The organism is Microbacterium algihabitans, assembly GCF_032464975.1.
Lineage (GTDB): Bacteria > Actinomycetota > Actinomycetes > Actinomycetales > Microbacteriaceae > Microbacterium > Microbacterium algihabitans.
In genome coordinates this window covers 893,983-918,669 of record NZ_JAWDIU010000001.1, presented here as the reverse complement: position 1 = coordinate 918,669, position 24,687 = coordinate 893,983, and the positions used below count along the sequence as shown (strand labels likewise).

Below are 24,687 nucleotides of genomic sequence, written 5' to 3'. Positions count from 1 at the left end.
TCCCGGGGCGTCGAACGTGGACCCGGGGCCACGCTGGGCGCCCCGGGAGGACGCGCGGGAGGGGAGGGATGCCGGGCGGGTCCGCCGTCACGAACCCGCCCGGGTGCGGGGCCGCCCGAGAGCGACCCCGCGGGATCACATCGCGGGGCGGGGATCCCGCAGATCGCGACCGGTCCACTCGGGGGCCACGATCGCGGCGACCAGGGCCGACGCGGTGAAGATGCCCATGAGCACCATGATCGGGACGATGCTGCCGGTGGCGGCGGCCACCCAGGCCGCGGCGACGACGGGGCCGATACCGGTGGCGATGATCGCGGCGACCTCGCGGACGACGGCGGTGAGGGTGTAGCGGTTGCGGGCGCCGAAGATCTCGGGGATCGAGATGTTCTCCATCGACGCCAGGCCCAGCACCGAGATGTTGTGGATCAGGGCGTAGCCGACGAAGATCGCGCCCACCTCGCGGGAGTTGATCATCAGCAGCGCCGGCACGATCAGCAGCAGCGACAGCGCCGACATGACGATGTACATGCGGCGGCGGCCGAACTTGTCGCCGAGGAAGCCGACGAGCGGGATCGTGAGGAAGCCGATCAGCGACGAGACGATGACGATCTCGGGACCGACCTCCTTCGAGATCGCGAGGGTGATCGTGATGAACGAGATGAGGTACGTCTGCACGATGCCGGAGTTGCCGGCCTGGCCGAAGCGCAGGAAGAACGACACGAGAACGGCCTTGAGCGGCTTCTTCTGCAGCGACTCGAGCGTGCGGATGTCGTTGGTCTCGGTGGCGACCTTGTGCAGCTCGGCGCGCGAGAGCGCCTTGCCGTCGACGACGTCGGTGCGCTCCTCGAAGACCGGGCTCTCCTTGAGGTTGAAGCGCACCCACAGGGCGAAGAGCATGATGATCGCGCTGCCGATGAAGGGGATGCGCCAGCCCCAGGCGATGACGTCGCTCTCCATCATCACGGCGAGCAGGATCGCCCAGATGCCCGAGGCGAACAGCGTTCCGCAGTTGGTGCCGAGCGCGACGAGCGAGGCGACGACGCCGCGGCGGTTGTCGGGGGCGTACTCGGCGAGCATGACGCCCGCGCCCGAGATCTCGGCGCCGGCGCCGAAGCCCTGGGCGAGGCGGAGCACCACGAGGAGGATCGGGGCCAGGATGCCGACCTGCTCGTAGGTGGGCAGCACGCCGATGAGGGTGGTCGCCGCGCCCATGAGCAGGATCGTGTAGAACAGCACCTGCTTGCGGCCGATCTTGTCGCCGATGCGGGCGAAGAAGAAGGCGCCGACCGGGCGGGCGACATAGCCCACGCCGTAGGTCGCCATCGCGAGCACGACGGCCATCGCGGCGTCGCCGCCGGCGAAGAAGATCTGGCTGAACACGAGGGCCGCGGCGAGCGAGTACAGCTGGAAGTCCATGAATTCCAGGGCGGTGCCGAGCCAGCCCGAGACGGCGGCGCGGGCGAGGTCGCCGACGGACCGTGTGGCGACGGGCGGCGACGTCGAGGCGTCGACGCCGGGGGCGGATGAGCTGCTCATCGGATTACTCCTTCGTAGGTGATGCGTAGCGGAATCGCTGGGGTGTCGGGGGATGTTCGAGGGGCTTGCTCACAGAGCGAGCAGGACTTTGGCGGATGCCGAGGAGTCCCGTGCAACGGCGAACGCGCTGACCGCGTCGGCGGCGGGGACGACGTGCGACACGACGGTGTCGAGCGCGTCGGTCGAGGCGAGCATCGCGATGGCGTCGTCGATCTCGCTCGAGAAGCGGAAGGCTCCGCGCAGCGTCAGCTCCTTCGCGAGCATCGGGGCGAGGTTCACCCCGAGCTCGGCATCCGGGAGCATGCCCACCTGCACGACGGTGCCGGCGCGGCGGGCGGCGCGGACGGCCTGCGTGAGGGCCACTCCGACGCCGGAGCACTCGAAGACCACGTCGAACGACTCGTTCTCGATCGTGTCGGTGCCCACGAGGAAGGTTTCGCCCGCACCGAGGGCGCGGGCGCGCTCGAGCGGTTCGGGGCGCACGTCGCTCGCGCCGACCAGCTCGGCTCCCGCGTGCACGGCGGCCGCCGCGACGAGCAGGCCGATGGGGCCGGAGCCGATGACGAGCGCGCGTTTGCCGGAGAGGTCGCCCGCGAGGCTCACCGCGTGGATGGCGACGGCGAGGGGCTCGGCGAGGGCGGCGCGCTCGAGCGACAGCCCCTCGGGCAGGACGCGGATCATGTGCTCTTCGACCACGAGCAGCTCGGCGGCTCCGCCCTGTCGGTGCGGGAAGCCCGCGGCGCTACCGAGGTAGTCGCCGCCCGCACGCAGGTGCGGGCGCTCCTCGAGGCCCGGCACCGAAGGGCCGAAGCGCGCGGGGTGCACGGTGACGGGCGTGCCCGGCGCGAGCCGACCCGAGGGGTCGAGGTCGACCTCGGCCGACAGCTCGTGACCGGGGGTCAGGGGCTCGCGCACCGCGTACTCGCCGTTCTTGCCGTGGAAGTAGTAGTGCAGGTCCGACCCGCAGATGCCGACGTAGCGCACGCGCAGCCGCACCTCGCCGTCGCCCGGTTCGGGGGCGGGGCGGTCTTCCCAGCGGATGTCTTCCGCGGCGTGGATCGCGAGAAGCTTCATCGCGTCTCCTTCGAGTCTGTGCGCCCGGGTGGGCGCGGATGGGTCAGGGGGCGGTGGGGGCGAGGGTGCCGGATGCCGAGAGGCTCTCGGCGATCGCACTGTCGACGCCCCGCTCGACGATCGTGTCGAGCAGGTCGCCCACGCGGTCGACGAAGGCGGTGCGGTGCGCGAGGTCTTCGCCGAACAACTGGAGATCGACGATCGCGCGGGCGGCGAGGTCGCGGCCGCCGCGGGTGGCGACGGCGGTGAGGCGCTCGCGCGCCGGGTCGGTCATCGCCGCGGCGTGGGGGCCGGGGTCGAAGCCCGCGGGCGGGGCGATGCAGGCGAGGTATGCGGCCACCGTGAGGGCGATCAGGTGCGGGAACTCCCCCCGCTCGAACGCCTGGGCGACCGGGCCGGGGACGCGCTGGCCGAGCTTGACCGACCCGTCGGAGCCGACCTGGCTCGTGCGGTGTCCGAGCGCGCTGTTGCCCCAGCGGGCGAACAGGTCGCGCTCGTACGCCGCGATGTCGACGCCCCGCGGAGCGGTGACCGAGGGCTCGTACTCGCTCCGCAGGATCGCGGTGGCGGCGGCTTCGACGTCGGCCAGGGCGATGGCATCCGGGATCGTGGGAACCCCGCGCAGGGCGCCGAGGTAGGCGATCAGCGAGTGCGTGCCGTTGAGCAGGCGCACCTTGAGCAGCTCGTACGCGCCCACCTCGTCGGTGAACACTGCGCCGCCGGCCTCCCACGCCGGGCGGCCGCCCGCGAAGCGGTCTTCGATCGCCCACATCGTGAAGGGCTCGGCCGGCACGGGGACCTCGTCGCGCACGCCGAGGAGAGCGGCCACGCGGTCGGTCAGCTCGGGGGTGGTCGAGGGCACGATGCGGTCGACCATGCTCGAGGGGAAGGTCACGGCGCGGTCCAGGTAGGCCAGGGCGTCGGCCGATTCGGCATCCGGAAGCTCCTGCAGGAAGGCCCGCACGAGCTTCTCGGTGTGCGAGCCGTTCGACAGCAGGTTGTCGCAGCTGAGGATCGCGATCGGCTCTCCGCCCGCCGCGGCCCGGCGCTGCAGGCCGCGCGTGAGCTGGCCGATGGTCGAGCGGGGGGCGCCCCCGCGCAGGTCGGCGGCGACGATCGGGTCGGCGACGTCGAGGCGCTGGGTGGCGTTGGAGTAGCTGTAGCCGTTCTCGGTCACCGTGAGCGTCGCGATGCGGATGCGCGGGTCGGCGAGGTCGGCGACCACGCGGGCCGGGTCGTCGGCGGCGACGTACGAGTCGGTGTGCACCCCGGGGATGTCGAGGGTCGTGCCCGCGGGCGAGACCGTCGCGACGGAGTAAAGGTGGTCCTGCGCGTGCAGGGCGTCGACGACCCGGCGCGAGCGCGAGGCGACGCCGACGATGCCCCAGTCGCCGCCCTCGGCGCGCATCGCGGCCGCAGTGTAGACGGCCTGGTGGGCGCGGTGGAAGCTGCCGAGTCCGAGGTGCAGGATGCCGGCGCCCGAGGGGGCGGAGGGGATTGCCGTGGAGAGGCTCGCGCCACGGCGCAGGATCGCGCTCATGCGCGGGCTCCCGTCGGGGCGGCGGGGCTCGACCGGGTGAGATCGTCGATGATCGGCATGAAAGCAGTGTGCAGGGTTTGTACAAACTTGTCAACAGTTTTCAGGTCGGCATGCACGATGATGGAACGACGGCAGAGAGACGGTGGTGATGGCGGCGAACCTGACCGAGGTGGCACGGCACGCGGGTGTGTCGATCGCCACGGCGTCGCGCGCCTTCGGCGAGCCCGACCGCCTCGCCCCCGCGACCCTCGAGCGAGTGCGCCGCGCCGCGGCCGAGCTCGGCTACGCCACGCCGCAGGCGGCCGTCGGCACCCGAACGATCGCGGTGGTGGTGCCGGATGCCGCGAACCCGGTCTACGCGACCCTGCTCAAGGCGATCCAGGGGCAGGCGTGGCACGGCCGGCATCGCATCGTGCTGTTCGACGCCGACGAAGACCTGCGCCGCGAGCGCGAGGCGATCGAGCTCGGATGCCGCACCGACGGACTGCTGCTGTGCTCCCCGCGCCTTCCAGAGCGCGAAGTGCTCTCGCTCGTGGCCGACACCCCCCACGTCATCGTCAACCGCGTGATCGACGGCGCCGTGTGCGTCGTGATGGACGCCGAGCGCGGGCCGACCCAGGCGGTCGAGCACCTCTCCGCCCTCGGCCACCATCACGTCGCGTACGCCTCCGGCCCGCACGGATCGTGGGCCGACGAACAGCGTGCCGACGCCGTGGCGCGCGCGTGCGAGCGCTTCGGCATCCGCCTCACCCGTCTGAGCAACCACGCTGCCTCGATCCAGGGCGGGCGAGCGGGAGCCGCGGCGGCCGTCGCCAGCGGCGCCACCGCGGTCATCGCCTACAACGACCTCGTCGCCCTCGGGCTCGAAGCCGGCATGGCCGAGCTCGGGCGCGTGTGCCCCGACGACGTCAGCCTCGTGGGCATCGACGACATCGAGCTCGCCGGAGCCGTCACGCCGAGCCTCACCACGGTGCGGATGCCGATCGCCCGCGCCGGGGCCCTCGCCGTCGACCTGCTGCTGCAGGCGATGTCGGGCACGGCGTCGATCGGCGAGACCGTGCTGCCCTCGCAGCTCATCGTGCGCGGCTCGACGGCCCCGCCCTCCGCCGCGCGCTGATCCGCGGCGGCGTCCCTCGCCGGGCGGAACCGCCGAATCGCCGACGCCGCGCGAATGCGGTCTCGGCGAAGGGGTGCGTCCTCGGCATCCACCCCGCGCGAACCCCCGACCCGCTGCGCGCCCGGCGGTGGGACAATGGGCCTATGGCCGAGCAGCCCGCCCCCGAACGACCGGTGTACGTCCGCGACGACATCGAGACCGTGACCGTCCGCCGCGCGCCGAAGTACGGCGTCTTCCTGGCCGCGGGTGCCTTCCTCGGCATCCTGGCCGCCCTCATCCTCACGTTCGCGATCGACGGCTCCAACCTCAGCCCCTACACGCAGGTCGTGTACTCCGAGCTGCAGGTCTTCGGCTTCACCGCGCTGATCTGCGTCGTCGTCGGTGTCGTGCTCGCCGCGATCGTCGCCCTCATCTTCGAGCGCACGCTCGGTGGCCGCACCCGCCAGGTGATGGTCGACCACGAGCAGTACGAGGTCTGACCCGCGTCACGCCAGTTCGGCGATGATCGGGTGGATCGCCGTGTCGAACGCGGCGACGTCGCCGCGCAGGCCGTCGGTCACCGCGACCGTGAGCGAGCCGATCCACCACACGCCCCGCTGGGCGAGCGGGAGCACCTGCACGTTGAGTTCGAACGAGTGCGCGCGTCGCCCCACGATGCGCTCGTGCGCCGCGATCGCGCTGGCGTAGGCGCGGTACGACACCCCGGGGCGCGCCGCCGCCTCGCGGGAGTATCGGTCGTGCGACAGGCGCGCGAACTCGACGGCGTCGTCGGCGTGGTCGTCGATCGCCGTCCGCAGTGCCTCGGCTCGCCCCTCGGGGAGGGTCACGAGAGTGTCGAAGCCGTCGATGAGCTCGAGGGGGACGGGGGAGGGGTGCGCCTGCGGTTCGACGGTCATGGCCCAGTACTCCCGCCACTCGCGTTCGAGCCGGGCCTGCGCGTCGTCCGACCTCGACACCGTGAGAGGCGTGGGCACGCGGCGCAGCGCCGGGAGCTCTTCGGGGGCCCGGATGCCGATGACCTGACGCAGATAGAGCGCGACGAGCACCGATTGCGCCGCGTCTTCGCGGATCACCCACTCCGGCTGCCCGCCCGTCATGGCGTCATTGTAGGGATTCGCACCGCCTGTGCGACCGGGCCTTGCGTCGACGCGCGGACACCCGCGCGTGTCGAGCCCGGGTAGTCTGTTGCGGTGGCTTCCGCTCCCCACGAAAACCCATACTCCGCCGCAGGCGTCGATACCGCCGCCGGAGATCTCGCCGTCGAACTGATGAAGTCGGCCGTGCGCCGCACGCACGGGCCCGAGGTGCTCGGCGGGGTCGGCGGATTCGCCGGTCTCTTCGACGCCTCCGCCCTGCGCGACTACGCGCGGCCCCTGCTCGCGACCAGCACCGACGGCGTCGGCACCAAGGTCGCGATCGCGCAGGCCATCGACAAGCACGACACGATCGGCGAAGACCTCGTCGGCATGGTCGTCGACGACATCGTCGTGGTCGGTGCCCGTCCGCTGTTCATGACCGACTACATCGCGTGCGGCAAGGTCGTGCCTCAGCGCATCGCCGACATCGTCGCGGGCATCGCGCGCGGCTGCGCGATGACCGGCACCGCGCTGGTGGGCGGCGAGACCGCCGAGCACCCCGGCCTGCTGGGCATCGACGACTACGACGTCGCGGGAGCGGCGACCGGTGTGGTCGAGGCCGACCGCATCCTCGGCGCCGACCGCGTGCGCAGCGGTGACGTCGTGCTGGCGCTGGCCTCCAGCGGCCTGCACTCCAACGGCTACTCGCTCGTGCGTCACATCATCACGGGCGCGGGCATCGCGTACGGCTCGGCCTCGGCCGAGCTCGGCGGCACCTGGGGCGAGTTACTGCTCGAGCCCACGCGCCTGTACACCTCGCCGCTGCTGCGCCTGCTCGACGACGGTGCGGTGGGCCCCGGCATCCACTCCCTCAGCCACGTCACGGGCGGCGGCATCGCCGCCAACCTCGCGCGCGTGCTGCCGCAAGACAGCTGGGTCGACGTCGACCGCTCGACGTGGAGCCCGTCGCCGGTGTTCCGCGTGCTCGCCGACATGGGCGGCCTCGAGCTCACGGCCACCGAGGGCACCTGGAACCTCGGCATCGGCTTCCTCGCGGTCGTCGCCCCCGAGGTGGCCGAGGCCGCGATCGCGGCACTGCAGGCCGAGGGCATCGCCACGTGGCAGGTCGGCGTCGTGCGCGACGGCGCCCGCCCCGAGGGCGAGTACGAACAGGGCGCCAAGGGCGTCGACGGCGGCGCCGTGCGCTTGGTCGGAACGTATGCGGATGCCGGCACGCCGGCGAACGGAGCCAGCTAACACCTCATGTGCGGCATCGTCGGCATGGCCGGGCAGGGCCCGGTCAACCAGGAGATCTACGACGCGCTCCTCCTGCTCCAGCATCGGGGACAGGATTCCACGGGCATGGCCACGGCCGAGTCCAGCGGCGTGTTCCACATCCACAAGGCCCGCGGCCAGGTGCGCGAGGCGTTCCGCACCCGCGACATGCGCGCCCTGCTCGGCGACATCGGTCTCGGGCACGTGCGCTACGCCACCAAGGGCACCGCGTCGAACGAAGAAGAGGCCCAGCCCTTCTACGTCAACGCGCCCTACGGCATCGTGCTGGTGCACAACGGCAACCTGACGAACACGCGCGAGCTCACGGGCGAGCTGTTCCACAAAGACCGCCGGCACCTGAACACCAGCAGCGACACCGAGCTGCTCGTGAACATCCTCGGCTCCGAACTGCAGTCCGAGATCACCGGCCCCGACCTCGACCCCGCACAGGTGTTCCGCGCGGTGGCGCGCGTGCACGAGCGCGTCGAGGGGTCGTACGCCTCGATCGCCCTCATCGCCGGCTACGGCCTGCTCGCGTTCCGCGACCCCTTCGGCATCCGCCCCCTCATCCTCGGCAAGCGTCCCGCAGCGCAGGTGCCGGGCGGCGAGCCGCGCGACGAGTACATCGTGGCCTCGGAGTCGTTGGTGCTCGAGAACGCCGGCTTCGAGGTCGTGCGCGACCTGCTGCCCGGCGAGGCGGTGTTCATCACCCTCGACGGGACGCTGCATTCCCAGCAGTGCGCCGAGAACCCCACGCTCGCGCCGTGCTCGTTCGAGTACGTCTACCTCGCCCGCCCCGACTCGGTCATGAACGGCATCTCGGTGTACGAGACGCGCCTGCGCATGGGCGAGCGCCTGGCCGACACCGTGGCGAAGTACACCCCGGCCGGGACCATCGACGTGGTCATGCCGATCCCCGACTCCGCGCGTCCGGCCGCGATGCAGGTGGCCCGCAAACTCGGCATCGAGTACCGCGAGGGCTTCTATAAGAACCGCTACGTCGGCCGCACCTTCATCATGCCGGGGCAGGCGGTGCGCAAGAAGAGCGTGCGCCAGAAGCTCAACGCCATGTCGACCGAGTTCCAGGGCAAGAACGTGCTCCTCGTCGACGACTCGATCGTGCGCGGCACGACGAGCCGCGAGATCATCCAGATGGCGCGGGATGCCGGGGCCAAGAGCGTGACGTTCGCCTCGGCGGCACCGCCGGTGCGCTACCCCCATGTGTACGGCATCAACATGCCCTCGCGTCACGAGCTCGTCGCCCACGGCCGGACGATCCCCGAGATCGCCGAAGAGCTCGGCTGCGACTACCTGGTCTACCAGGAGGTCGACGACCTCAAGGCGGCCATCATGGAGGGCACCGACCTCACCGACCTCGACATGAGCTGCTTCGACGGTCGCTACGTGACGGGGACCGTGTCGGAGGAGTACCTCGCCTGGGTCGAGGGCAGCCAGGAGTCTTGACCCGCCGCAGCGCGGGAACCATCGCCCTCGCCGCCACGGCGATCGTGCTGCTGGCGTTGACGCTGCGCATCGCGGTGGCGTCGTTGTCTCCTCTGCTCGATGCGATCGGTCGCGACTTCGCGCTGCCCACGGCGGTGGTCGGTCTGATCGGCATGGCGCCCCCGGTCGCGTTCGCGCTGTCGGGCATGGTGACGCCCGCGATCGAGCGACGAGTCGGGCTCGAGCGCACGGTGCTGATCGCGGCGATCGTGGCGGCCGCGATGCTCGCCGCGCGGGCGGCCGCGGGCAACGCGTTGACGCTGCTGGCGGCGACGGCCGGGGTGTTCGCGGCCGTCGGGGTGGCGAACGTGCTCATCCCCACCGTGGTGAAGAAGTACTTCCCCGAGCGCATCGGCCTGATGACGACCGTCTACAGTACGACGATGGCGGTGGCGACCTTCACGCCGCCGCTGGTCGCGGTGCCGCTGGCGGGAGCCGTGGGATGGCGCGGGTCGTTCGTGGTGTGGGCGGTGGTCGCGGTCGCGGCGGTGCTGCCGTGGGTGGCGTTGAGCCTGCGTGCCCGCGCGTCGCGCATCGACGCCGTCGACGAGCCGCGGACGGCGGTGCTCTCGCGCCTCGTGCGCGTGCCGCAAACGTGGGCGCTGGTGGTCACGTTCGCCGTCAACTCCTCGGTGGCGTACGGCATGTTCGCGTGGCTTCCGCCGCTGCTGATCGATGTGGCGGGAGTGGAGGCCGCGGAGGCCGGCGGACTGCTCGCGCTCTTCTCGTTCATGGGTCTGCCCGTGTCGCTGCTCGTCCCCCTGTTGGTGGCGCGCCTCGGGCGCACGACCCCGTTCTACGTCGTCGCGGTGGTGACCGGCGTCGTCGGAGTGACCGGATTGCTCGTCGCCCCCGGTGCCGCGACCGTGCTGTGGGTCGTGCTCATCGGCATCCCGCCGCTGCTCTTCCCGCTCACCCTCGTGCTGTTCGGCCTGCGGACGCGCCAGCACGAGACGACCGTGGCGCTGAGCGGGTTCGTGCAGAGCGTGGGATACGCCATCGCGGCCCTCATGCCCCTCGCGCTCGGCCTCACGCACGAGATCACCGGGGGCTGGACCACCGGCTTGATCGTGCTCGGCGCGGTCATCGCGTGCGCGGCCCCCGCGGGGATCATCATGGCGCGCAGCGAGAGCGTCGAAGACGCGTGGGAGCGCCGCACCGGCCGCACGTGGTGAGCCGTTCGACGCACACGAACGAAGGGCGGTGACGAGAAACGTCACCGCCCTTCGGCGTATCTGTTCATCGGGGTACGACGATCACCGCTCCGGACCGATACGGCCTCGCGAGGGGAAAGACGAACGCGAAGGCGTCAGGCCTTCTCGTTGTCGTACTCGTCGCTGTACTGGTCGGCCCACTTGTCGACGTACGCGTCTTCACCCGGAGCGGGTGCACCCAGTTCGCGCTCGAGAGCCGAGTAGTTCACCGAATAGGTGTCGTACTTCAGCTCACGGGCGATCTTGGTGTTCTTCGCCTTCTGACGGCCACGCCCCATGCGAGACCCCCTCACGATCGACGTCGAGGGCCGCTTGAGAGCCCTGCGTATTGCGGTTCCGGACCGAGCCGGTAAGAGTAACAGCCAGGATATCACGGCGCATTCCGGCCGAGCCGTCGTGGGCTCGCGGGGGAGCGCCCCGTCGCGACAGGAGCCGTCATGACCGATCAGCCCCGCCCCGAGACCGCGACCGGCGCGGTCATCGCCGGTGTCGTCCCCGGGCAGTCGCCGCGGGTCGTGCGCGAAGCGGCCCGGTACGCCGCACTGTCGAAGGCGCCGCTGATCGTGGCGCACGTCGACACCACGCGCTTCGTCGCGTTCGAAGACCCCGACGGCTACGTGCACTCCTCGACCGTCGACGTCGCGGGCGCCGCCGCCAAGGCCGCGCTCGACGAGGTGCGTCGCGCGGCGGGCGAAGCGCTGGCCGCCCGCGACCTCGACTGGAGCGTCCGGCAGGTGATCGGCGACCCCGCCCTCGCCCTCATCCAGCTCGCTGACGAGGTCGACGCCGGGCTGCTCGTGGTGGGCACTCGCAAGCGCGGGATCGGCGAGTCGTTCCGGGAGTTCCTCACCGGTTCGGTCGCCGCGCGGCTCAGTCATCGCCAGCGCCGGCCGGTTCTCGTCGTTCCGCTCGGAGAACCGGCCGCCGCCGATGAGGAGCTGCCCTGGGAGTGAGGCGTCAGCCGCGCATCGCGCGGGTCACGGCCTCGGACGCATCGCGCAGTGCCGACTCGATCTCGTCGACTCCGGATGCCGCGAGCTCGCCGCCCCGCGCGACGTGGGCGCGCAGTTCGCTGCGCACGCGTCCGCGGAACTCGTTGATCGCCGCGTCGGCGCGCGAGAGCTGCTCGCGACTGCGGGAGCGGGGATCGTCGGCGGGCACCGACTGCGCCTGCTCGCGCTCCTCGCGGGATGCCGCGGCGAGATCGGCGCGCAGGCTGCGCATGGCGTCGCGGACGCTTCCGCGCACCTCGTCGGCGATGAGCCGCACGCTGTCGGCGAGGCCGGCCTGGATGCCCTCGAGATCGCCCGAACGCGATGCGACCTCGGCGCGACCGGCATCCGTGATCTCGTACACGGTCTTGCGACCGTCGACCGACTTGGTGACCAGGCCCTCTTCCTCCAGCTTCGACAAGCGGGGGTAGATGGTGCCGGCCGAGGGGGAGTAGGTGCCGCCCGTGCGCGCGGACAACGCCTGCATGAGGTCGTAGCCGTGGCGCGGGGCCTCATCGAGCAGGCTCAGGATGTACAGGCGAAGATCGCCGTGCGAGAAGACGGGGCTCATCACCACTCCTCCTCTCCGGCGAGTTCCTCGGGACGAAGACCGGAGATGCCGCGGCGCAGCACGGTGATCTCGCCCGAGACGGTGTTGGCTCGGACGTCGACGAACTGACCCGCGAGGGCGCCGGTCGACCCGGTGTAGTTGGTCGGGCCCTTGCCCGAGCGCACCTGGCCGTCGATCTGCACGCGGCCGCTGACCGACCGCGACACGTAGTTGGCGGGCAGCGAGCGGTCGAGGCGGATTGTGCCGGTGCCGCTCACCGAGTTCAGCGAGATGGACTGCGTCGGTCCCGTCGAGTCGACGAGCATGGCACCCGAGACCGTGTCGATCGAGGCCTTGGTGATGCGGCCGGTCGCGGCGACGTCACCCGAGACGCTGTTGGCGCTGAGGGCACCGTCGAGCTCGCGCACCTGCACGTCGCCGGAGACGGCGTTGAGGTCGACGTCGCCGACGAGGCCGTCGACGATGATGTCACCCGAGACGGTGTTCAGGCGCACGTCGGTGCGCAGCCCCGAGACCAGTGCGCTCGCGCTGACCACGCCGAGGGTGAGGGCGACGTTGCGGGGGACCGCGACGCTGACCTCGGCCTTCGGGCCGCCGGCGCCGAAGTTTCGGAAGACCTCGAGGAAGTTGTCCCACCGCAGCTGCGGGTGGTCGATCTCGAGGCGGCCGTCGACCATCTCGATGCGCAGGTCTTTCACCGTGACGCCGTGCACTTCGATGCGTGCCTCGGGTTCGTCGTGGGCGATGACGTCGACCTGGCCGCCGACGAGTCCGATCTTGAGCTCGCGCAGCGCGCCGACGTCGATGACGCGGGTCTCGCCGGGGTGGACGATCCATTTCTCCATGGTTGATGCTCCTCACTCGCGATATATCGCGTTAGGTCGAGTATCGCGATATATCGCGAGTTCGTCAACCCCCGCCACGGATGAGTGGGCTGTGAGGTCGCCGACAGCGAGGTCGCTGAGCCTGTCGAAGGGACCGGGACCCGCGGTGACCTCGGCACGGATGGAAAGGTCCCTAAGCCTGTCGAAGGGACCGGGACGCGCGGTGACCTCGGCACGGACGGAAAGGTCCCTAAGCCTGTCCAAGGGACCAAGACGCACGGGTGCCCGAGCGCACGGGGAGGTCCCTGAGCCTGTCGAAGGGACCGGCGCGCGCGGTGACCTCGGCACGGCCAGGGAGGTCCCTGAGCCTGTCGAAGGGACCGGGGCGCGCGGGGTCCGGTGGCTTCGACAAGCTCAGCCACCTCTGTACGGCCGGTGGCTTCGACAAGCTCAGCCACCTCTGTACGGCCGGTGGCTTCGACAGGCTCAGCCACCTCTGTGCGGCCGGGGACTTCGACGGGCTCAGCCACCTCGGCAGGAGGGGGGTACCGCGGGGTTCCGCTGGCTTCAACAGGCTCAGCCACCTGTCCTTCTGAAACGACGGATGCCGCGCCCTCGGTGAGGACGCGGCATCCGGAACGGGTGATACCCGCGTGGTCGTGGGGCGCCCTTGAGGCGCCGGCGCGACGATCAGACGGGCTTGCGACCGCTGATGAGGCGGAACAGCAGCACGATCAGCGCGATGAGGCCGACGATGATGGCGACCCACAGCAGGAAGCTGGCCGCCTGGCTGAGGCCGCTGACGATCGCGATGACGATCGCGGCGATGATGATGATGATCAGGAAGATGTTCATGAGGGGCTCCTTGCTCGCCGCCTCGTGGGCGGCACCTGGCGAGTGGGTTTTGTCCAGCGTGTCACTGTCGGCGTCGCCCGCCCCCGGGCTTGACGCCCCTCGAAATCGGCTGATAGCCGGGCTGTTGTCAACCCCGCGGACCGCGGCGCGAGCGCGGTCGTACGGTCGAGCCATCCGTCGGAAGGAGCCGATCATGCCCCAGGGGCAAGGATCCAACAGCCTGAAAGATCCCGATCTGTACGAGGAGCTGCGCACGCAGGGCGACTCGAAGGAGAAGGCCGCGCGCATCTCGAACGCGGCTGCGGCCCAGGGCCGCGGCACGGTGGGCGCCAAGGGCGGGCACGCCGAGGGCTACGAAGACCGCACGGTCGCCGAGCTGAAGCAGCGCGCGAAAGAACTCGGCATCTCCGGGTACTCGGGCAAGAAGAAGGCGGAGCTCATCGACCTGCTCCGCTCGCACTGATCCATGGCGCGACTGATCCGCGTCCGGCCCTATGAGGACCCGGGCTATCGGCGCGTGCGCTCCGGTTCGGGGTTCCGCTTCGTCGACCACACCGGGGCTTCGGTGCCCGAGCGCGAAGCGGAGCGCGCTCGCGGTCTGGTCATTCCGCCCGCGTGGCGCGAGGTGTGGATCGCGAAGGAGCCGAACGCGCACATCCAGGCCGTCGGCACCGACGAGGCGGGGCGACGGCAGTACACCTATCACGCGGACTGGTCGAAGAGGCAGGACAAGGGCAAGTTCGCCCGCGCCCTGCAACTGGCCGAGGCGTTGCCGCGGGCGCGCTCCCGGGTGACGCAGTCGCTCCGACGGGCCGAGGCCGATCGCGAACGCGTGCTGGCGGTGTCGTTCCGCTTCCTCGACCTCGTGGCGCCGCGCGTCGGCAACGCGCGCTACTTCGTCACCAACGGCAGCCGCGGCCTGACGACCCTGCAGCGCCGGGATGCGACCGTCGAGGGCGACCTCATCCGTCTGTCGTTCCCCGCCAAGAGCGGCAAGCGGGCGGAGCTGTCTCTGCGCGACGCGGAGCTCGCCGCCATCGTCGAAGAGCTCGCGCTCGGGCGCCCCCGGGCGGCACTGCTGACCTTCAAGCGGGGTCGGCGGCGCGTGCCCCTGACCCCCGGCGACGTCAACGGGTACGTGCGCTCGCTCACGGGCGGGCCCTTCAGCGCGAAGGACTTCCGGACGCTGCGCGGAACGATCCTCGCGGCGGAGTCCCTCGCGAAGGTCGGCGCCGTCGGTGGCAAGAACGAGCGCAAGAAGGCCGAGGTCGCCGCTGTCCGTGCGACCGCAGAGGCCCTGGGCAACACCCCCGCCGTGGCGCGGGCGAGCTACATCGACCCGCGTGTCTTCTCGCTGTATCGCAAGGGCCGCACGATGGAGCTCGGCGGCTCGAAGGACGCCGCGATCCGGCGACTGATTCTGGGGGAGTGAGAGTGGGCCCGACCCCGGACACTCCCACCAGTCCGCGCGTTTCCCTGTCCCGGGGCGGGGTCGCCGGGCAGATGGAGGCTCCGACGCGTCTCTTCGGTCTGCTGACGCCGGAGGCCCGCGCGCTGTACCGTATGGTCCCTGGTGCCCAGGAGCTGTTTCGACCGACCGGCGCTTCGCGGGGGGTCCTGCGGCGGGGACTCCGTCAGGACGACGCCTTCCGAAACCTTCTGCGCGCCGCCGAGCAGAACTCCGCTGAGCCGCGCGGGTGGCGGCGCGACGAGTGGACCGACGAAGAGGTCGCTCGACTGGCCGCGGATCCGCTGGTTCTCGCGACAGCCCGGGCCATGTCGAAGAGCACGGCGCCCCGCGGCTGGAAAGCGACGTGGAAGAAGCGTCGGCAGCGTGAGACGGCGGTGCTCGCGGTCATCGCGTATTCGTTTGCGGCCGTCGCCATGGCGTTCGTGACCGGCATCGCCTGGCTCGCGCTCATCGGCGCGGCGGGGGTGCTCGCGACGGTGGCTTACGGGATCCGGCGACGATACGTCGAGGGCCGACCCGGTGGCGCGCCCCACCCCTCGGCCGCGGACGACAGCGCTCCGCCACCGGAGGACGGGATCGACCGGCCTCTCTTCGTCGTCGAGCGCGCGCCTTCGCAGCACCTGATCGCCCGCGGCACGGGTCTCGTCTTCCTCGCGGGAGCGGGCGTCCTCGCCGTCACGGAGATCGTTCAGGGTGGGCCACTCGCCGTCGTAGGAGTCATCGTGTGGCTGAGCACCCTCGGCTGCCTCGGTGCGGTCATCTTCCTCTGGGCGCTCTCGGCCGGGCGCGCGCGCATCGTCGGCTACGACGATCACCTTCTCGTGCGCCCGGGACTCCGCCGGTCGCGGAGGGTCGCGGCATCCGAGATCGCATCGTTCTCGTGGCGGTCAGGCGGACGGCTCCGCGGCACCGATGTGCGGGGTCGCACGTTGTTCACGACGATGAGCGTCTTCGACGACTTCCCGGATCTGGTCGCGTGGCTCGAGGCGAGGGTTCCGCAGCCGCCGCAGGCGTAGGGTGGCGCGGTGAGCATGTGGCGTGACGTCGTCCTCGTCGCCGTGGGCGGCGCGATCGGCACTGCCGCGCGCGCGGGGCTGACGCTCGCGTTCGGCGACGACCTGGGGCCTGCTCTCGTACCGATCGTCAACGTCGTGGGGGCGTTCGCGATCGGCATCCTGTTCGGGTGGAGAGCCCGGATGCCGGAGTCGTCGCGCGCCCAGCGGGTGCAGCTGTTCGTCGGTACGGGAGTGCTGGGCGGCTTCACGACCTATAGCTCGCTCGCCGTCGAGTCGGCGGATCTCGGGCTGCTGTGGTGGGGTGTGGCGACGGTCATCGTGGGGACCGCGGCGGCCTGGGTGGGCGTGTTGCTCGGTCGGGGTGGGCGCGCCCGCGTCTGACGCTTGTCGAACCGGTCGAGAAAGTGGTACAAATGTGCCACTTACCGACGTGGGTTCGCCGCGCCGGTGACCCGACCCCGGAGGTTCGACGATGAACGCCGCCCCCCAGATCGTCACGCTCGGCGCCCACGTGCTCGACACGATCGTGCAACCCGTCGACGAGATCCCCGAGGGGCAGGGGTCGCTGCTCGTCGATGAGATCGTCATGTCGGCCGCCGGGCCCGCCGGGGGCACCGCGCTCGTGCTGACCAAGCTCGGCGCGCGAGTCGTCACGAGCGGCGCCGTGGGAGAGGACGTCGCCGGACGCGTGCTCGTCGGTCTGCTGCGCGACGCGGGCGTCGATGTGACCCACCTCATCACGGGTGAGCTGCCCACCTCGGCATCCGTCCTCCCCATCCGCTCCGACGGATCGCGACCCGCCCTGCACGTCGTCGGGGCGAACGCGCTCGCGGCCGACGTCGTGCCCTGGGAGGCGCTCGCCGCCGCCGCGCACGTGCACGTCGGCGCTCCCGAGCTGCTCGGGCCCGAGAACGTCGTCGAGATCCTCGAGTACGCCCATGCTCACGGAGCGACCACCTCGCTCGACTTCCTCATCGGCGGCGAACCCGCCTTCTACGCCCTCATCGAGCCGCTGCTGCCGCACACCGACTACGTGCTGCCCAACGCCGAACAGGCGATGGGGTGGACCGGCGCCGCCGACCTGGTCGCCGCCGCCCGCGCCCTGCACGCGGCCGGAGCCCGCGTCGTCGCGGTGACCGACGGGGGCGGCGACGTCGTGGTGGTCGAGGAGGATGCCGTCGCGTTCGTCCCGATCGTCCCCGCCGAGCCGGTCGACACCAGCGGCGGCGGCGACGCCTTCTCGGCGGGCTTCGTGTACGCCAAGCTCCGCGGGCAGTCCTCTCGCGACGCCGCGCGCTTCGGTTCGGCCACGGCGTCGCAGGTGGTCGCGGGAGTGGGCACCGACCACGGCGTGTACGACGCGGCATCCATCGACGCCCTCCTCTCGGCGGCGGCGCGATGACGGCCGCGACCGTGGGGGATGTGCGCGAGGCCGTGGCGAGCGCGTGCCGCTCTCTCGCCGCACAGGGGCTCGTCAAGGGCACCGCGGGCAACGTGAGCGTGCGGGTCGAGGGCGGCATCGCCATCACCGCGACAGGGGTCGTGTTCGCCGAGGCCGTCGCCGACGACGTGGTGGTCGTCGACGCCGACCGGCGCGTGGTGACGGGCGCGCTCGCCCCCAGCTCCGAACTCGATCTGCACCGGGCGGCCTACACCGACGACGCCGTGGGTGCCGTCGTGCACACCCACGCGCCGGCGGCGGTGGCGGTGTCGCTGGTGTCCGACCGCCTGCCGTGCGTGCACTACCAGCAGATCGCCCTGGGCGGCGAGATCGAGGTCGTGCCGTTCTCGGTGTTCGGCTCGGCCGAGCTCGCCGCCGACACCGGTGCCGCCCTCGCCGGGGCCAACGCCGCGATCCTCGCCCACCACGGGGCCGTGACCACGGGAGGCGACCTCGCCGATGCGGTGGCGAACACCGCGGTGCTCGAGTGGGCGTGCGACATCTACCTCCGCGCCCGCGCGGCCGGCGACCCGGCCGAGCTCACCCCCGAGCAGCAGGCCGCGGTGATCGCCGCGGCCGTGGCGACGGGGTACGGACAGAAGCACGAGGTGTGAGATGGATGCCATGACCACCACGACCTTCTCGTCGACGAGCCCGCTCGACGGCAGCGTCGTCGACACGTTCCCGGTGCACAGCCCGGACGACGTCGACGCGGCGGTCGATCGTGCCCGCCGCGCGGCGGCGTCGTGGCGGGCCCTCGGCTTCGCCGGGCGGCGCCGCGTGCTGCGGGCCTGGCGCCGCGACATCGTGGCGCACCTCGACGACCTCATCTCGCTCGTACGCGCCGAGACGGGCAAGCCTCGGGGCGACGCGCGCCTCGAGATCATGCTCACGCTCGACCACCTCGCGTGGGCGGCCACGCACGCCCCGCGCATCCTGCGCCGACGGCGGGTCGGATCGGGCGTGCTCATGCTCAACCAGCACGCGAGCGTGGGATACGTGCCCTACGGCGTCGTGGGGGTGATCGGGCCGTGGAACTACCCGGTCTTCACGCCCATGGGCTCCCTCGCGTATGCGCTCGCCGCGGGGAATGCCGTCGTGTTCAAGCCGAGCGAGTACACCCCCGGCGTCGGCGCCTGGCTGCAGCGGGCGTTCGTGCGCGCCGGCGGGGCGGCCGACGTGTTCGCGGTGGTGACCGGGTTCGGGCCCACCGGCGCCGCCCTGTGCCGAGCAGGCGTCGACAAGGTGGCCTTCACCGGATCCACCGCGACGGGCAAGGCCGTCATGGCCGCGTGCGCGGAGACCCTGACCCCGGTCGTCATCGAGGCCGGCGGCAAAGACGCCCTCCTCGTCGATGAAGACGCCGATCTCGCGGCGGCGGCCGAAGCGGCCGTGTGGGGTGCGTACTCGAACGCGGGGCAGACCTGCATCGGCATCGAGCGCGTCTACGCCCACGCGAAGGTGTACGACCGGTTCGTCGAGGCCGTCGCCGAGCGCACGCGCGAACTGCGCGCCGGAACCGGCGACGACGCCACGCTCGGTCCGCTCACCATGCCGCGCCAGGCCGACGTCGTGCGTGCGCACGTCGCCGACGCGCTCGCGCGGGGCGCGACGCCGCGCGTGGGCTCCGTCCCGGGCGCGGGCACGACCGTGCAGCCGGTGCTGCTCACCGACGTCGACGAGCGGTCATCGGCCGTGCGGGACGAGACCTTCGGCCCCACCCTGGTCGTCAACCGCGTGGCATCCATGGACGAAGCCATCGAGAAGGCCAACGCCGTGCGGTACGGGCTCTCGGGCGCGGTGTTCTCGAAGCGTCGCGGCCGCGAGCTCGCGCTGCGCCTGCGCGGCGGAATGATCGCGATCAACTCGGTCATCTCGTTCGCCGCGATCCCCGCCCTGCCGTTCGGCGGCGTGGGCGATTCGGGCTTCGGGCGCATCCACGGGACGGACGGCCTCCGCGAGTTCGCGTACCCGAAGGCGCTGACGCGTCAGCGGTTCCCGCTGCTGACGCTCACGACCATGCGCCGCACCGCCACGGTCGACCACATCGTGGAGCGGATCATCCGGGCGCTCTACGGCTGAACCCCGAAGGTGCGGATGCCGCGGGCTCCCGGCATCCGTCGACGATCACCGCACCGAGCGCACCCGCATGATGATGACCGAGCCCAGCAGACCCGCCAGGCCGCTGGCGAGGAAGAGGCCCGCGAACCCGCCGAAGAGCACGACCGCCCCGGCCCCGAGCAGCGGACCGAAGGCCTGCGGACCGGCGAGGGCGATGTTCATGATCCCGACGTCTTTGCCGCGCGTCTCGGCCGAGGGGAGCACCTGCGTCGCGAGGGCCTGATCGACCGCGAAGAAGCATCCCTGACCGAGGCCGAGCAGCACGGCGCCGATCACGGCGGTCGATTCGGCCGGGGCGACGGCCAGCAGCAGAGCCGAGACGGCCTGCGCCACCCCCGAGGCGAGCACGAACACGCGTCGGCGCTGCACGACGTCGCTGAGCTTGCCGAGGGCGACGGATGCCACGATCGTGACGACCATGTAGATCACCGTCGTGAAGACGAGGAAGCCGGTCGGGTCGGCCACGCGCAGCGCGAAGGTGAAGAAGTACAGCAGCATCGTCGTGGCGATGGCGTTGCCGAGGTTGATGAGCACGCGGCTCGCGACCGTCCACGCGAAGTCGGGGTGACGCCGGGGGTCGACCCAGATCGAGGAGAGGATCGTGCGGGCGGTGAGGGGGCCGAGCAGCGCCGCCTCGGCGTCGGTCAGCGGCACGTCGCGCAGCACGAGCAGGACCGGCACCGCGAGGGCGAGATTGCACACGGCCAGGGCGAGGTAGCCCGAGGCCGTGGTGGTGAATACCGCGGTCACCAGGACGATCCCGAGCAGGATGCCGAGAGCGTTCGGGGCCGAGATCCAGCCCGAGACGAGTCCGCGCTGACCTGCCGGCACGCTGTCGGCCATCACCGCGGTCAAGGCGGCCGAGGCCATGCAGAAGCCGAGCATCACCGCGGTCCACATGACGACGGTGCCGAGCGTCTCGGTCTGGATGCCGAGGAGGGCGAGTCCGACCGACGCGACCACGACCCCGCCGAAGATCCAGGGTCGTCGCCGGCCGAAGCGGGAGCGCGTACGATCGCTCAGCGCACCGACGATCGGATACGCGACCACCACGAAGGTCCCCGCGACGGCGCTGACCAGGCCGTAGGCGACCAGCGAGACCAGCCAGTCGTCCGACGCGTGCTGGGCCGCGATCTGCAGGGGCAGCAGCACCTGCACCGGCACGAGCTGGGCCATCCACAGCCCGAGCCAGACGCCGGCGAACGCCGCGATCCACCCCGCCCGCACGGGGCGCGTCGGTTCGGCGTAGGCCGTGGGCGTCACGAGCGGAGCGTCGGGGATCACCGGCGGCCGCCCGTCCGCGCGGCCGAGAGCGTGTCGAGGGCCCACCGCCCGGCATCCGCCACCGCCTCCCGGGCGTCGCGCAGCGCTCCGCACGCGTTGAAGAAGCCATGGATCTGGTCGGTGTGCGTCACGAGCCGCGTGGGCACGCCCGCGGCCTCGAGGCGCTCGGCATACGCGACCCCCTCGTCGCGCAGCACGTCGAAACCCGACACGGCGACGTAGGCGGGAGCGAGGCCTGCGAGGTCGGCGGCTCGCAGGGGAGAGACCAGGGGATCCTCCGCGCGGCCGCCGCCGCCGCTGAGATAGTGCGCGGCATACCAGTGCATCTGCGCCGCGGTGAGGAAGAACCCGTCGCGGAACAGCTCGTACGACCGGTGTTCCCGAGACAGGTCGGTCACGGGGCAGAACAGGATCTGGAAGGCGGGGGCGCCGCCGGCATCGTCGCGCGTCACCGCCGCCACGACCGCCGCCATGTTGCCGCCCGCGCTCTCGCCGCCGACGCCGACGGTCTCGGCGGTCCCGCCGAACCGCGCCGCGTTGTCGCGCACCCACCGGAACGCGTCGACGCCGTCGTGCAGCCCCGCGGGGAAGGGTGACTCGGGCGCCAGGCGGTAGCCGACCGAGACCACCGTCAGGCCCGAGGTCTTCGCGAGCGTGCGGCACGTGGCATCCGCGCTGTCGACCGATCCGAGAACCCAGCCCCCGCCGTGGAAGTAGACGATGATTCCGGATGCCGCCACGTCGGTGCGCGCGCGGTAGACGCGGCCCGGCACGGTGCCCGCTCGCGTCGGGATCTCGATGTCGGAGCGCTCGGCCAGGCGGATGCCGCTGGCGAAGGTCCACGCCTCGAGCTCGATGTGCGCGCGGGCCTCGTCGAGCGGGAGGCGCTCGAAGTGCGCCCCGGGGGAGTCGTTCATCACGCGTAGCGATGCCTGCACCGCGGGGTGCAGGGTGTGGCCGTCGACCACGACGGGGCGGCCGTTCGCGACGCGGAGCGCGGCGCGCGGGAGTGAGCCCAGGGCGCGCGCGCCCCAGCGGAGCAGGTGGTCCTGGGGACGGGGTCGGATCATCGCGGAGCCCTTCTGTCGATCACGGCATCGGGATCGACTATCGGGTCACTTTATTGCACACACGTACCGTTTTGTGTGACGAAGACGTGAATTCGCTCGCGAGGAGCAACGATGCGCGCGAGAAACCTGTACGTTTGTGCCAACTAAGCGGGCGAGTGATCCCCTTCGCCGAGTGACGACGTCGCGGCGAGGGTCACGAACCCCACGATGGCGGCGCGCAGGGCGTGCGCCAGGGACTGGAACTGGACCTCTTCGGAACGGGCGATGCGATGCAGGGCGAAACCGTCGATCAGCGCGACGACCGCAGCGGCGGCGTGCGGATCGGTCACGCCGTTGGTCTGCAGCACGGCCGCGGCGAGCGCCCGCGTCTCGTCGAGGATCTGCGCGACGTGCACGCGCAGCGCCGGATGCCGCGACGCGAACAGGTAGATCTCGAACTGCGCGACCGTGTGGTCCTGCGACTGGCTGCGCACGATCTCGACGAACTCGTCGATCGCCGCCCCCGGACTGTTCGCGCCCGAGACGAGCACGGAGCGGAACTGCTCGAGTCGCTCGAGCTCGGCGGCCATGGCGTGCGCGACGGCCTCGCCGATCATGTCGTCGAGCGAGGCGAAGAAGTAGGTCGTCGACGAGTGCGGCACGCCCGCCGCGGCGGCCACCGCCCTGTGCGTGACGGCGGCGATGCCCCCCTCGGCGATGATCGCGATCGTGGCGTCCAGCAGCAGCTCGCGACGCGCGCGGCCGCGGGCCCGCATCGATCGACTCGTCGTCTCGCTCACGTTGTCCTCCTCGCCGGCCGCACCGGTCGGTGTCGCACCAGAAACGGAGCAAGCCTATGACCGCACCCTCGAGAGCCGTGGACGAGTCGGCCGCTGCCGACGTCGATGTCGTCGTGATCGGCGCGGGCCTGTCGGGTCTGACCGCCGCTCATCGCCTGCGTCAGTTCGGGGCGCGCGTCGCCGTGTTCGAGGCCGCGTCGCGCGTCGGCGGGCGCGTGGCGTCGGCGCGGGTGGGCGGCGTGCACGTCGACCTCGGGGGCACCTTCGTCGGTCCCGGGCAGGATCGCATCGTCGCCCTCGCCGACGAGGTGGGGGTCTCGCGCTTCCCGACGTACACGGCGGGGCAGAACGTCATCCGCTGGCGCGGTCAGCATCGCCGCTACCGCGGCACCGTGCCGCCGGTGGGGGCGAGCCTTCTCGACGTCGGGCGCGTGCAGCTGACGCTCGACCGCCTCGCCCGGTCGGTGCCCTGCGGCGACCCCGCGTCCGCGCCGCAGGCCGCGCAGTGGGACGCCGAGAGCCTCGGTTCGTGGCTGCGCCGCTCGCACGCCTCCGCCGCCGCTCGCGACCTCATCGCGATCGCCGGGCGCACGACGTGGGGCTGCGAGCCCGACGAGATCTCGTTCCTGCACGCCCTGCACTACATCCACCAGGCGGGTGGGCTGTCGGCGATGCTCGACACCGCCGGCGGCGCGCAGGAGGAGCACTTCGTCGAGGGCTCGCACGAGATCGCCGTGCGTCTCGCCGCGGGTCTCGGCGACGCGCTGCGCCTCGACTCTCCCGTGCGTCGCGTCGAGGCGGAGGGTGACGAGGTGCGGGTGTCGACCGATCGCGAGACGGTCCGTGCGCGGACGGTGATCGTCGCCGTGCCGCCGTCGCTGCGCACACGCATCGAGTTCTCGCCCGCGCTGCCGCCCGTGCAGACGCAGATGTCGCAGCGCTGGCCCGCGGGAGTGCTGTCGAAGGCCTACGCGGTGTACGACCGTCCGTTCTGGCGCGACCACGACCTGTCGGGTCAGGGGGTGTCCGACACCGGCCCTGCCTTCATCACCTTCGACGCCGGTCCCGCCGGCCCCGACGCTCCCGGCGTTCTGCTCGGCTTCATCGGGGGTGTCTACGCCCGTGAGTGGGACGACCTGCCCCTCGCCGAACGCCGTGCCCGCGCCCTGTCGTCGTTCGCCGACCTGTTCGGACCGAAGGCGCTGGATGCCACGGGCTACATCGACCAGCGATGGGGTGCCGAGCCGTGGGTCGCCGGCGGCCCCACCGCCGCCCCCGGGCCGGGAGCGGTCGTGCCCTACGCGTCCGCCCTCGCCACCCCGGTCGGCCGCGTGCTGTGGGCGGGCACCGAGACCGCGAGCCGGTGGACCGGCTTCATGGACGGCGCGGTGCGCGCGGGGGAGCGCGCCGCGCTGCAGGCCCGCGCCCTGCTCTCCGACCCCTGGACCGACGACGAACAGACGGGAGCCCTGTGATGACCTGGCGCCGCGAATACACGCACCTGACGACCGCCTCCGCCGAGGCGGTGTGGAAGAGGTGGACGACCCCGGCCGACTGGGCCGTCGACGACCCCGACCTGCGCGAGGCCGTCTTCGCGGTGCCGCCGCGCGTGGGCTCGACCGGTCGCGTGCTCAACCACGGCACTCCCGCGCAGCGCTTCACCTTCACCGAGCTGCAGCCGTGTGTCGCGATGAACTTCCGCATCGGTCTGCCCGGGGCGGTGCTGTCGTTCCCGCACCGCATGCGCCAGACGCCGAACGGCCTGTCGGTGACGCACGCCGTGGAGATCTCGGGTCCCCTCGCCGGGGTGTTCGGTCCGCTGGTCGGGCGCAAGATCGCCGCGGGTCTGCCGGCGGTGGTGCGCCTGGTGACGACGAACGCGCTCGCCGACATGGCCGCCGACGCGCGCGAGGGCTAGCCCGTGTCGG

The 24,687-nt window shown here is 71.8% G+C and carries 26 protein-coding genes; 15 read left to right on the top strand and 11 right to left on the bottom strand.

The window, feature by feature from the left end; all coding sequences use genetic code 11:
- Positions 1-135 precede the first annotated feature (135 nt).
- The 3 genes from RWH43_RS04315 to RWH43_RS04305 all read right to left on the bottom strand — a co-directional run bounded on the left by RWH43_RS04315 (position 136) and on the right by RWH43_RS04305 (position 4,150).
- On the bottom strand, positions 136-1,536 hold the full coding sequence (locus RWH43_RS04315; protein ID WP_144830271.1) for an MFS transporter: 1,401 nt from the start codon (positions 1,534-1,536) through the stop codon (positions 136-138).
- Between the two features lie 69 nt (positions 1,537-1,605).
- Positions 1,606-2,610, bottom strand: coding sequence for an L-idonate 5-dehydrogenase (locus RWH43_RS04310; RefSeq protein WP_144830268.1), 1,005 nt, complete (start codon positions 2,608-2,610; stop codon positions 1,606-1,608).
- Positions 2,611-2,653: 43 nt separating this feature from the next.
- Entirely contained in the window at positions 2,654-4,150 is a 1,497-nt protein-coding gene (locus RWH43_RS04305) for a mannitol dehydrogenase family protein (protein ID WP_316000747.1), read from the bottom strand.
- Between the two features lie 148 nt (positions 4,151-4,298).
- Here RWH43_RS04305 and RWH43_RS04300 point away from each other — a divergent pair, with 148 nt between their 5' ends.
- Together RWH43_RS04300 and RWH43_RS04295 are read left to right on the top strand one after the other, a co-directional pair.
- The gene (locus RWH43_RS04300) at positions 4,299-5,267 is read left to right on the top strand and encodes a LacI family DNA-binding transcriptional regulator (protein ID WP_154096848.1); all 969 of its coding nucleotides are present in this window, start codon (positions 4,299-4,301) and stop codon (positions 5,265-5,267) included.
- Positions 5,268-5,410: 143 nt separating this feature from the next.
- On the top strand, positions 5,411-5,746 hold the full coding sequence (locus RWH43_RS04295) for a potassium transporter Trk (RefSeq protein WP_144830260.1): 336 nt from the start codon (positions 5,411-5,413) through the stop codon (positions 5,744-5,746).
- Between the two features lie 6 nt (positions 5,747-5,752).
- Here the strand turns inward: RWH43_RS04295 and RWH43_RS04290 are convergent, their stop codons facing one another.
- Positions 5,753-6,364 carry a zinc-binding alcohol dehydrogenase gene (locus tag RWH43_RS04290; protein WP_154096847.1) on the bottom strand — a complete coding sequence of 204 codons (612 nt, stop codon included), beginning with the start codon at positions 6,362-6,364 and terminating at the stop codon, positions 5,753-5,755.
- 93 nt (positions 6,365-6,457) lie between these two features.
- On the opposite strand from RWH43_RS04290, the gene purM reads away from it, so the two are divergent.
- From purM to RWH43_RS04275, 3 genes are read left to right on the top strand one after another with little or no spacing between them, the layout of a single operon-like run.
- Complete coding sequence (purM, locus tag RWH43_RS04285) at positions 6,458-7,600, top strand: phosphoribosylformylglycinamidine cyclo-ligase (protein WP_316000746.1); 1,143 nt, start codon at positions 6,458-6,460, stop codon at positions 7,598-7,600.
- A 6-nt stretch (positions 7,601-7,606) separates the two neighbouring features.
- Entirely contained in the window at positions 7,607-9,082 is a 1,476-nt protein-coding gene (purF, locus tag RWH43_RS04280) for an amidophosphoribosyltransferase (protein WP_144830250.1), read from the top strand.
- Entirely contained in the window at positions 9,079-10,296 is a 1,218-nt protein-coding gene (locus tag RWH43_RS04275) for an MFS transporter (protein ID WP_144830247.1), read from the top strand. Before purF ends, RWH43_RS04275 begins: the two co-directional genes overlap by 4 nt.
- 134 nt (positions 10,297-10,430) lie before the next feature.
- Here RWH43_RS04275 and RWH43_RS04270 read toward each other — a convergent pair whose 3' ends face one another.
- A complete protein-coding gene (locus RWH43_RS04270; protein ID WP_056225789.1) occupies positions 10,431-10,613 on the bottom strand; it encodes a DUF3073 domain-containing protein in 183 nt (60 codons plus the stop codon).
- 159 nt (positions 10,614-10,772) lie between these two features.
- On the opposite strand from RWH43_RS04270, the gene RWH43_RS04265 reads away from it, so the two are divergent.
- Positions 10,773-11,288: a universal stress protein gene (locus tag RWH43_RS04265; RefSeq protein WP_154096844.1), complete on the top strand. Its 516-nt coding sequence runs from the start codon at positions 10,773-10,775 to the stop codon at positions 11,286-11,288.
- A 4-nt stretch (positions 11,289-11,292) separates the two neighbouring features.
- Here RWH43_RS04265 and RWH43_RS04260 read toward each other — a convergent pair whose 3' ends face one another.
- From RWH43_RS04260 to RWH43_RS04250, 3 genes are all read right to left on the bottom strand, one after another.
- Positions 11,293-11,898, bottom strand: coding sequence for a PadR family transcriptional regulator (locus tag RWH43_RS04260; protein WP_316000745.1), 606 nt, complete (start codon positions 11,896-11,898; stop codon positions 11,293-11,295).
- Complete coding sequence (locus RWH43_RS04255; RefSeq protein ID WP_307208604.1) at positions 11,898-12,743, bottom strand: DUF4097 family beta strand repeat-containing protein; 846 nt, start codon at positions 12,741-12,743, stop codon at positions 11,898-11,900. Before RWH43_RS04255 ends, RWH43_RS04260 begins: the two co-directional genes overlap by 1 nt.
- Before the next feature lie 669 nt (positions 12,744-13,412).
- Positions 13,413-13,577: a hypothetical protein gene (locus RWH43_RS04250; protein ID WP_186325427.1), complete on the bottom strand. Its 165-nt coding sequence runs from the start codon at positions 13,575-13,577 to the stop codon at positions 13,413-13,415.
- A gap of 193 nt (positions 13,578-13,770) precedes the next feature.
- On the opposite strand from RWH43_RS04250, the gene RWH43_RS04245 reads away from it, so the two are divergent.
- The 7 genes from RWH43_RS04245 to RWH43_RS04215 all read left to right on the top strand — a co-directional run bounded on the left by RWH43_RS04245 (position 13,771) and on the right by RWH43_RS04215 (position 19,587).
- Complete coding sequence (locus RWH43_RS04245; protein WP_316000744.1) at positions 13,771-14,040, top strand: DUF7218 family protein; 270 nt, start codon at positions 13,771-13,773, stop codon at positions 14,038-14,040.
- Between the two features lie 3 nt (positions 14,041-14,043).
- Complete coding sequence (locus RWH43_RS04240; RefSeq protein WP_144830229.1) at positions 14,044-15,009, top strand: DNA topoisomerase IB; 966 nt, start codon at positions 14,044-14,046, stop codon at positions 15,007-15,009.
- 344 nt (positions 15,010-15,353) lie between these two features.
- On the top strand, positions 15,354-16,064 hold the full coding sequence (locus RWH43_RS04235; RefSeq protein ID WP_316000743.1) for a hypothetical protein: 711 nt from the start codon (positions 15,354-15,356) through the stop codon (positions 16,062-16,064).
- A gap of 15 nt (positions 16,065-16,079) precedes the next feature.
- Complete coding sequence (locus RWH43_RS04230) at positions 16,080-16,445, top strand: fluoride efflux transporter FluC (RefSeq protein WP_144831935.1); 366 nt, start codon at positions 16,080-16,082, stop codon at positions 16,443-16,445.
- 91 nt (positions 16,446-16,536) lie between these two features.
- Positions 16,537-17,466, top strand: coding sequence for a carbohydrate kinase family protein (locus RWH43_RS04225; RefSeq protein WP_230704067.1), 930 nt, complete (start codon positions 16,537-16,539; stop codon positions 17,464-17,466).
- Positions 17,463-18,119 (top strand): class II aldolase/adducin family protein, encoded by a 657-nt coding sequence (locus RWH43_RS04220; protein ID WP_154096838.1) that lies wholly within the window; start codon positions 17,463-17,465, stop codon positions 18,117-18,119. Before RWH43_RS04225 ends, RWH43_RS04220 begins: the two co-directional genes overlap by 4 nt.
- A 10-nt stretch (positions 18,120-18,129) precedes the next feature.
- Positions 18,130-19,587 carry an aldehyde dehydrogenase family protein gene (locus RWH43_RS04215; RefSeq protein WP_230704068.1) on the top strand — a complete coding sequence of 486 codons (1,458 nt, stop codon included), beginning with the start codon at positions 18,130-18,132 and terminating at the stop codon, positions 19,585-19,587.
- A gap of 45 nt (positions 19,588-19,632) precedes the next feature.
- Here the strand turns inward: RWH43_RS04215 and RWH43_RS04210 are convergent, their stop codons facing one another.
- From RWH43_RS04210 to RWH43_RS04200, 3 genes are all read right to left on the bottom strand, one after another.
- Complete coding sequence (locus tag RWH43_RS04210; RefSeq protein ID WP_316000742.1) at positions 19,633-20,889, bottom strand: MFS transporter; 1,257 nt, start codon at positions 20,887-20,889, stop codon at positions 19,633-19,635.
- A 17-nt stretch (positions 20,890-20,906) separates the two neighbouring features.
- Entirely contained in the window at positions 20,907-21,980 is a 1,074-nt protein-coding gene (locus tag RWH43_RS04205; protein WP_316000741.1) for an alpha/beta hydrolase, read from the bottom strand.
- A 143-nt stretch (positions 21,981-22,123) separates the two neighbouring features.
- Positions 22,124-22,759: a TetR/AcrR family transcriptional regulator gene (locus RWH43_RS04200; RefSeq protein WP_154096835.1), complete on the bottom strand. Its 636-nt coding sequence runs from the start codon at positions 22,757-22,759 to the stop codon at positions 22,124-22,126.
- Positions 22,760-22,815: 56 nt separating this feature from the next.
- Between RWH43_RS04200 and RWH43_RS04195 the strand changes: the two genes are divergently transcribed.
- Both RWH43_RS04195 and RWH43_RS04190 read left to right on the top strand, forming a co-directional pair.
- On the top strand, positions 22,816-24,234 hold the full coding sequence (locus RWH43_RS04195; RefSeq protein ID WP_316000740.1) for a flavin monoamine oxidase family protein: 1,419 nt from the start codon (positions 22,816-22,818) through the stop codon (positions 24,232-24,234).
- Positions 24,234-24,677 carry an SRPBCC family protein gene (locus tag RWH43_RS04190; RefSeq protein ID WP_316000739.1) on the top strand — a complete coding sequence of 148 codons (444 nt, stop codon included), beginning with the start codon at positions 24,234-24,236 and terminating at the stop codon, positions 24,675-24,677. Before RWH43_RS04195 ends, RWH43_RS04190 begins: the two co-directional genes overlap by 1 nt.
- Positions 24,678-24,687: the final 10 nt, after the last annotated feature.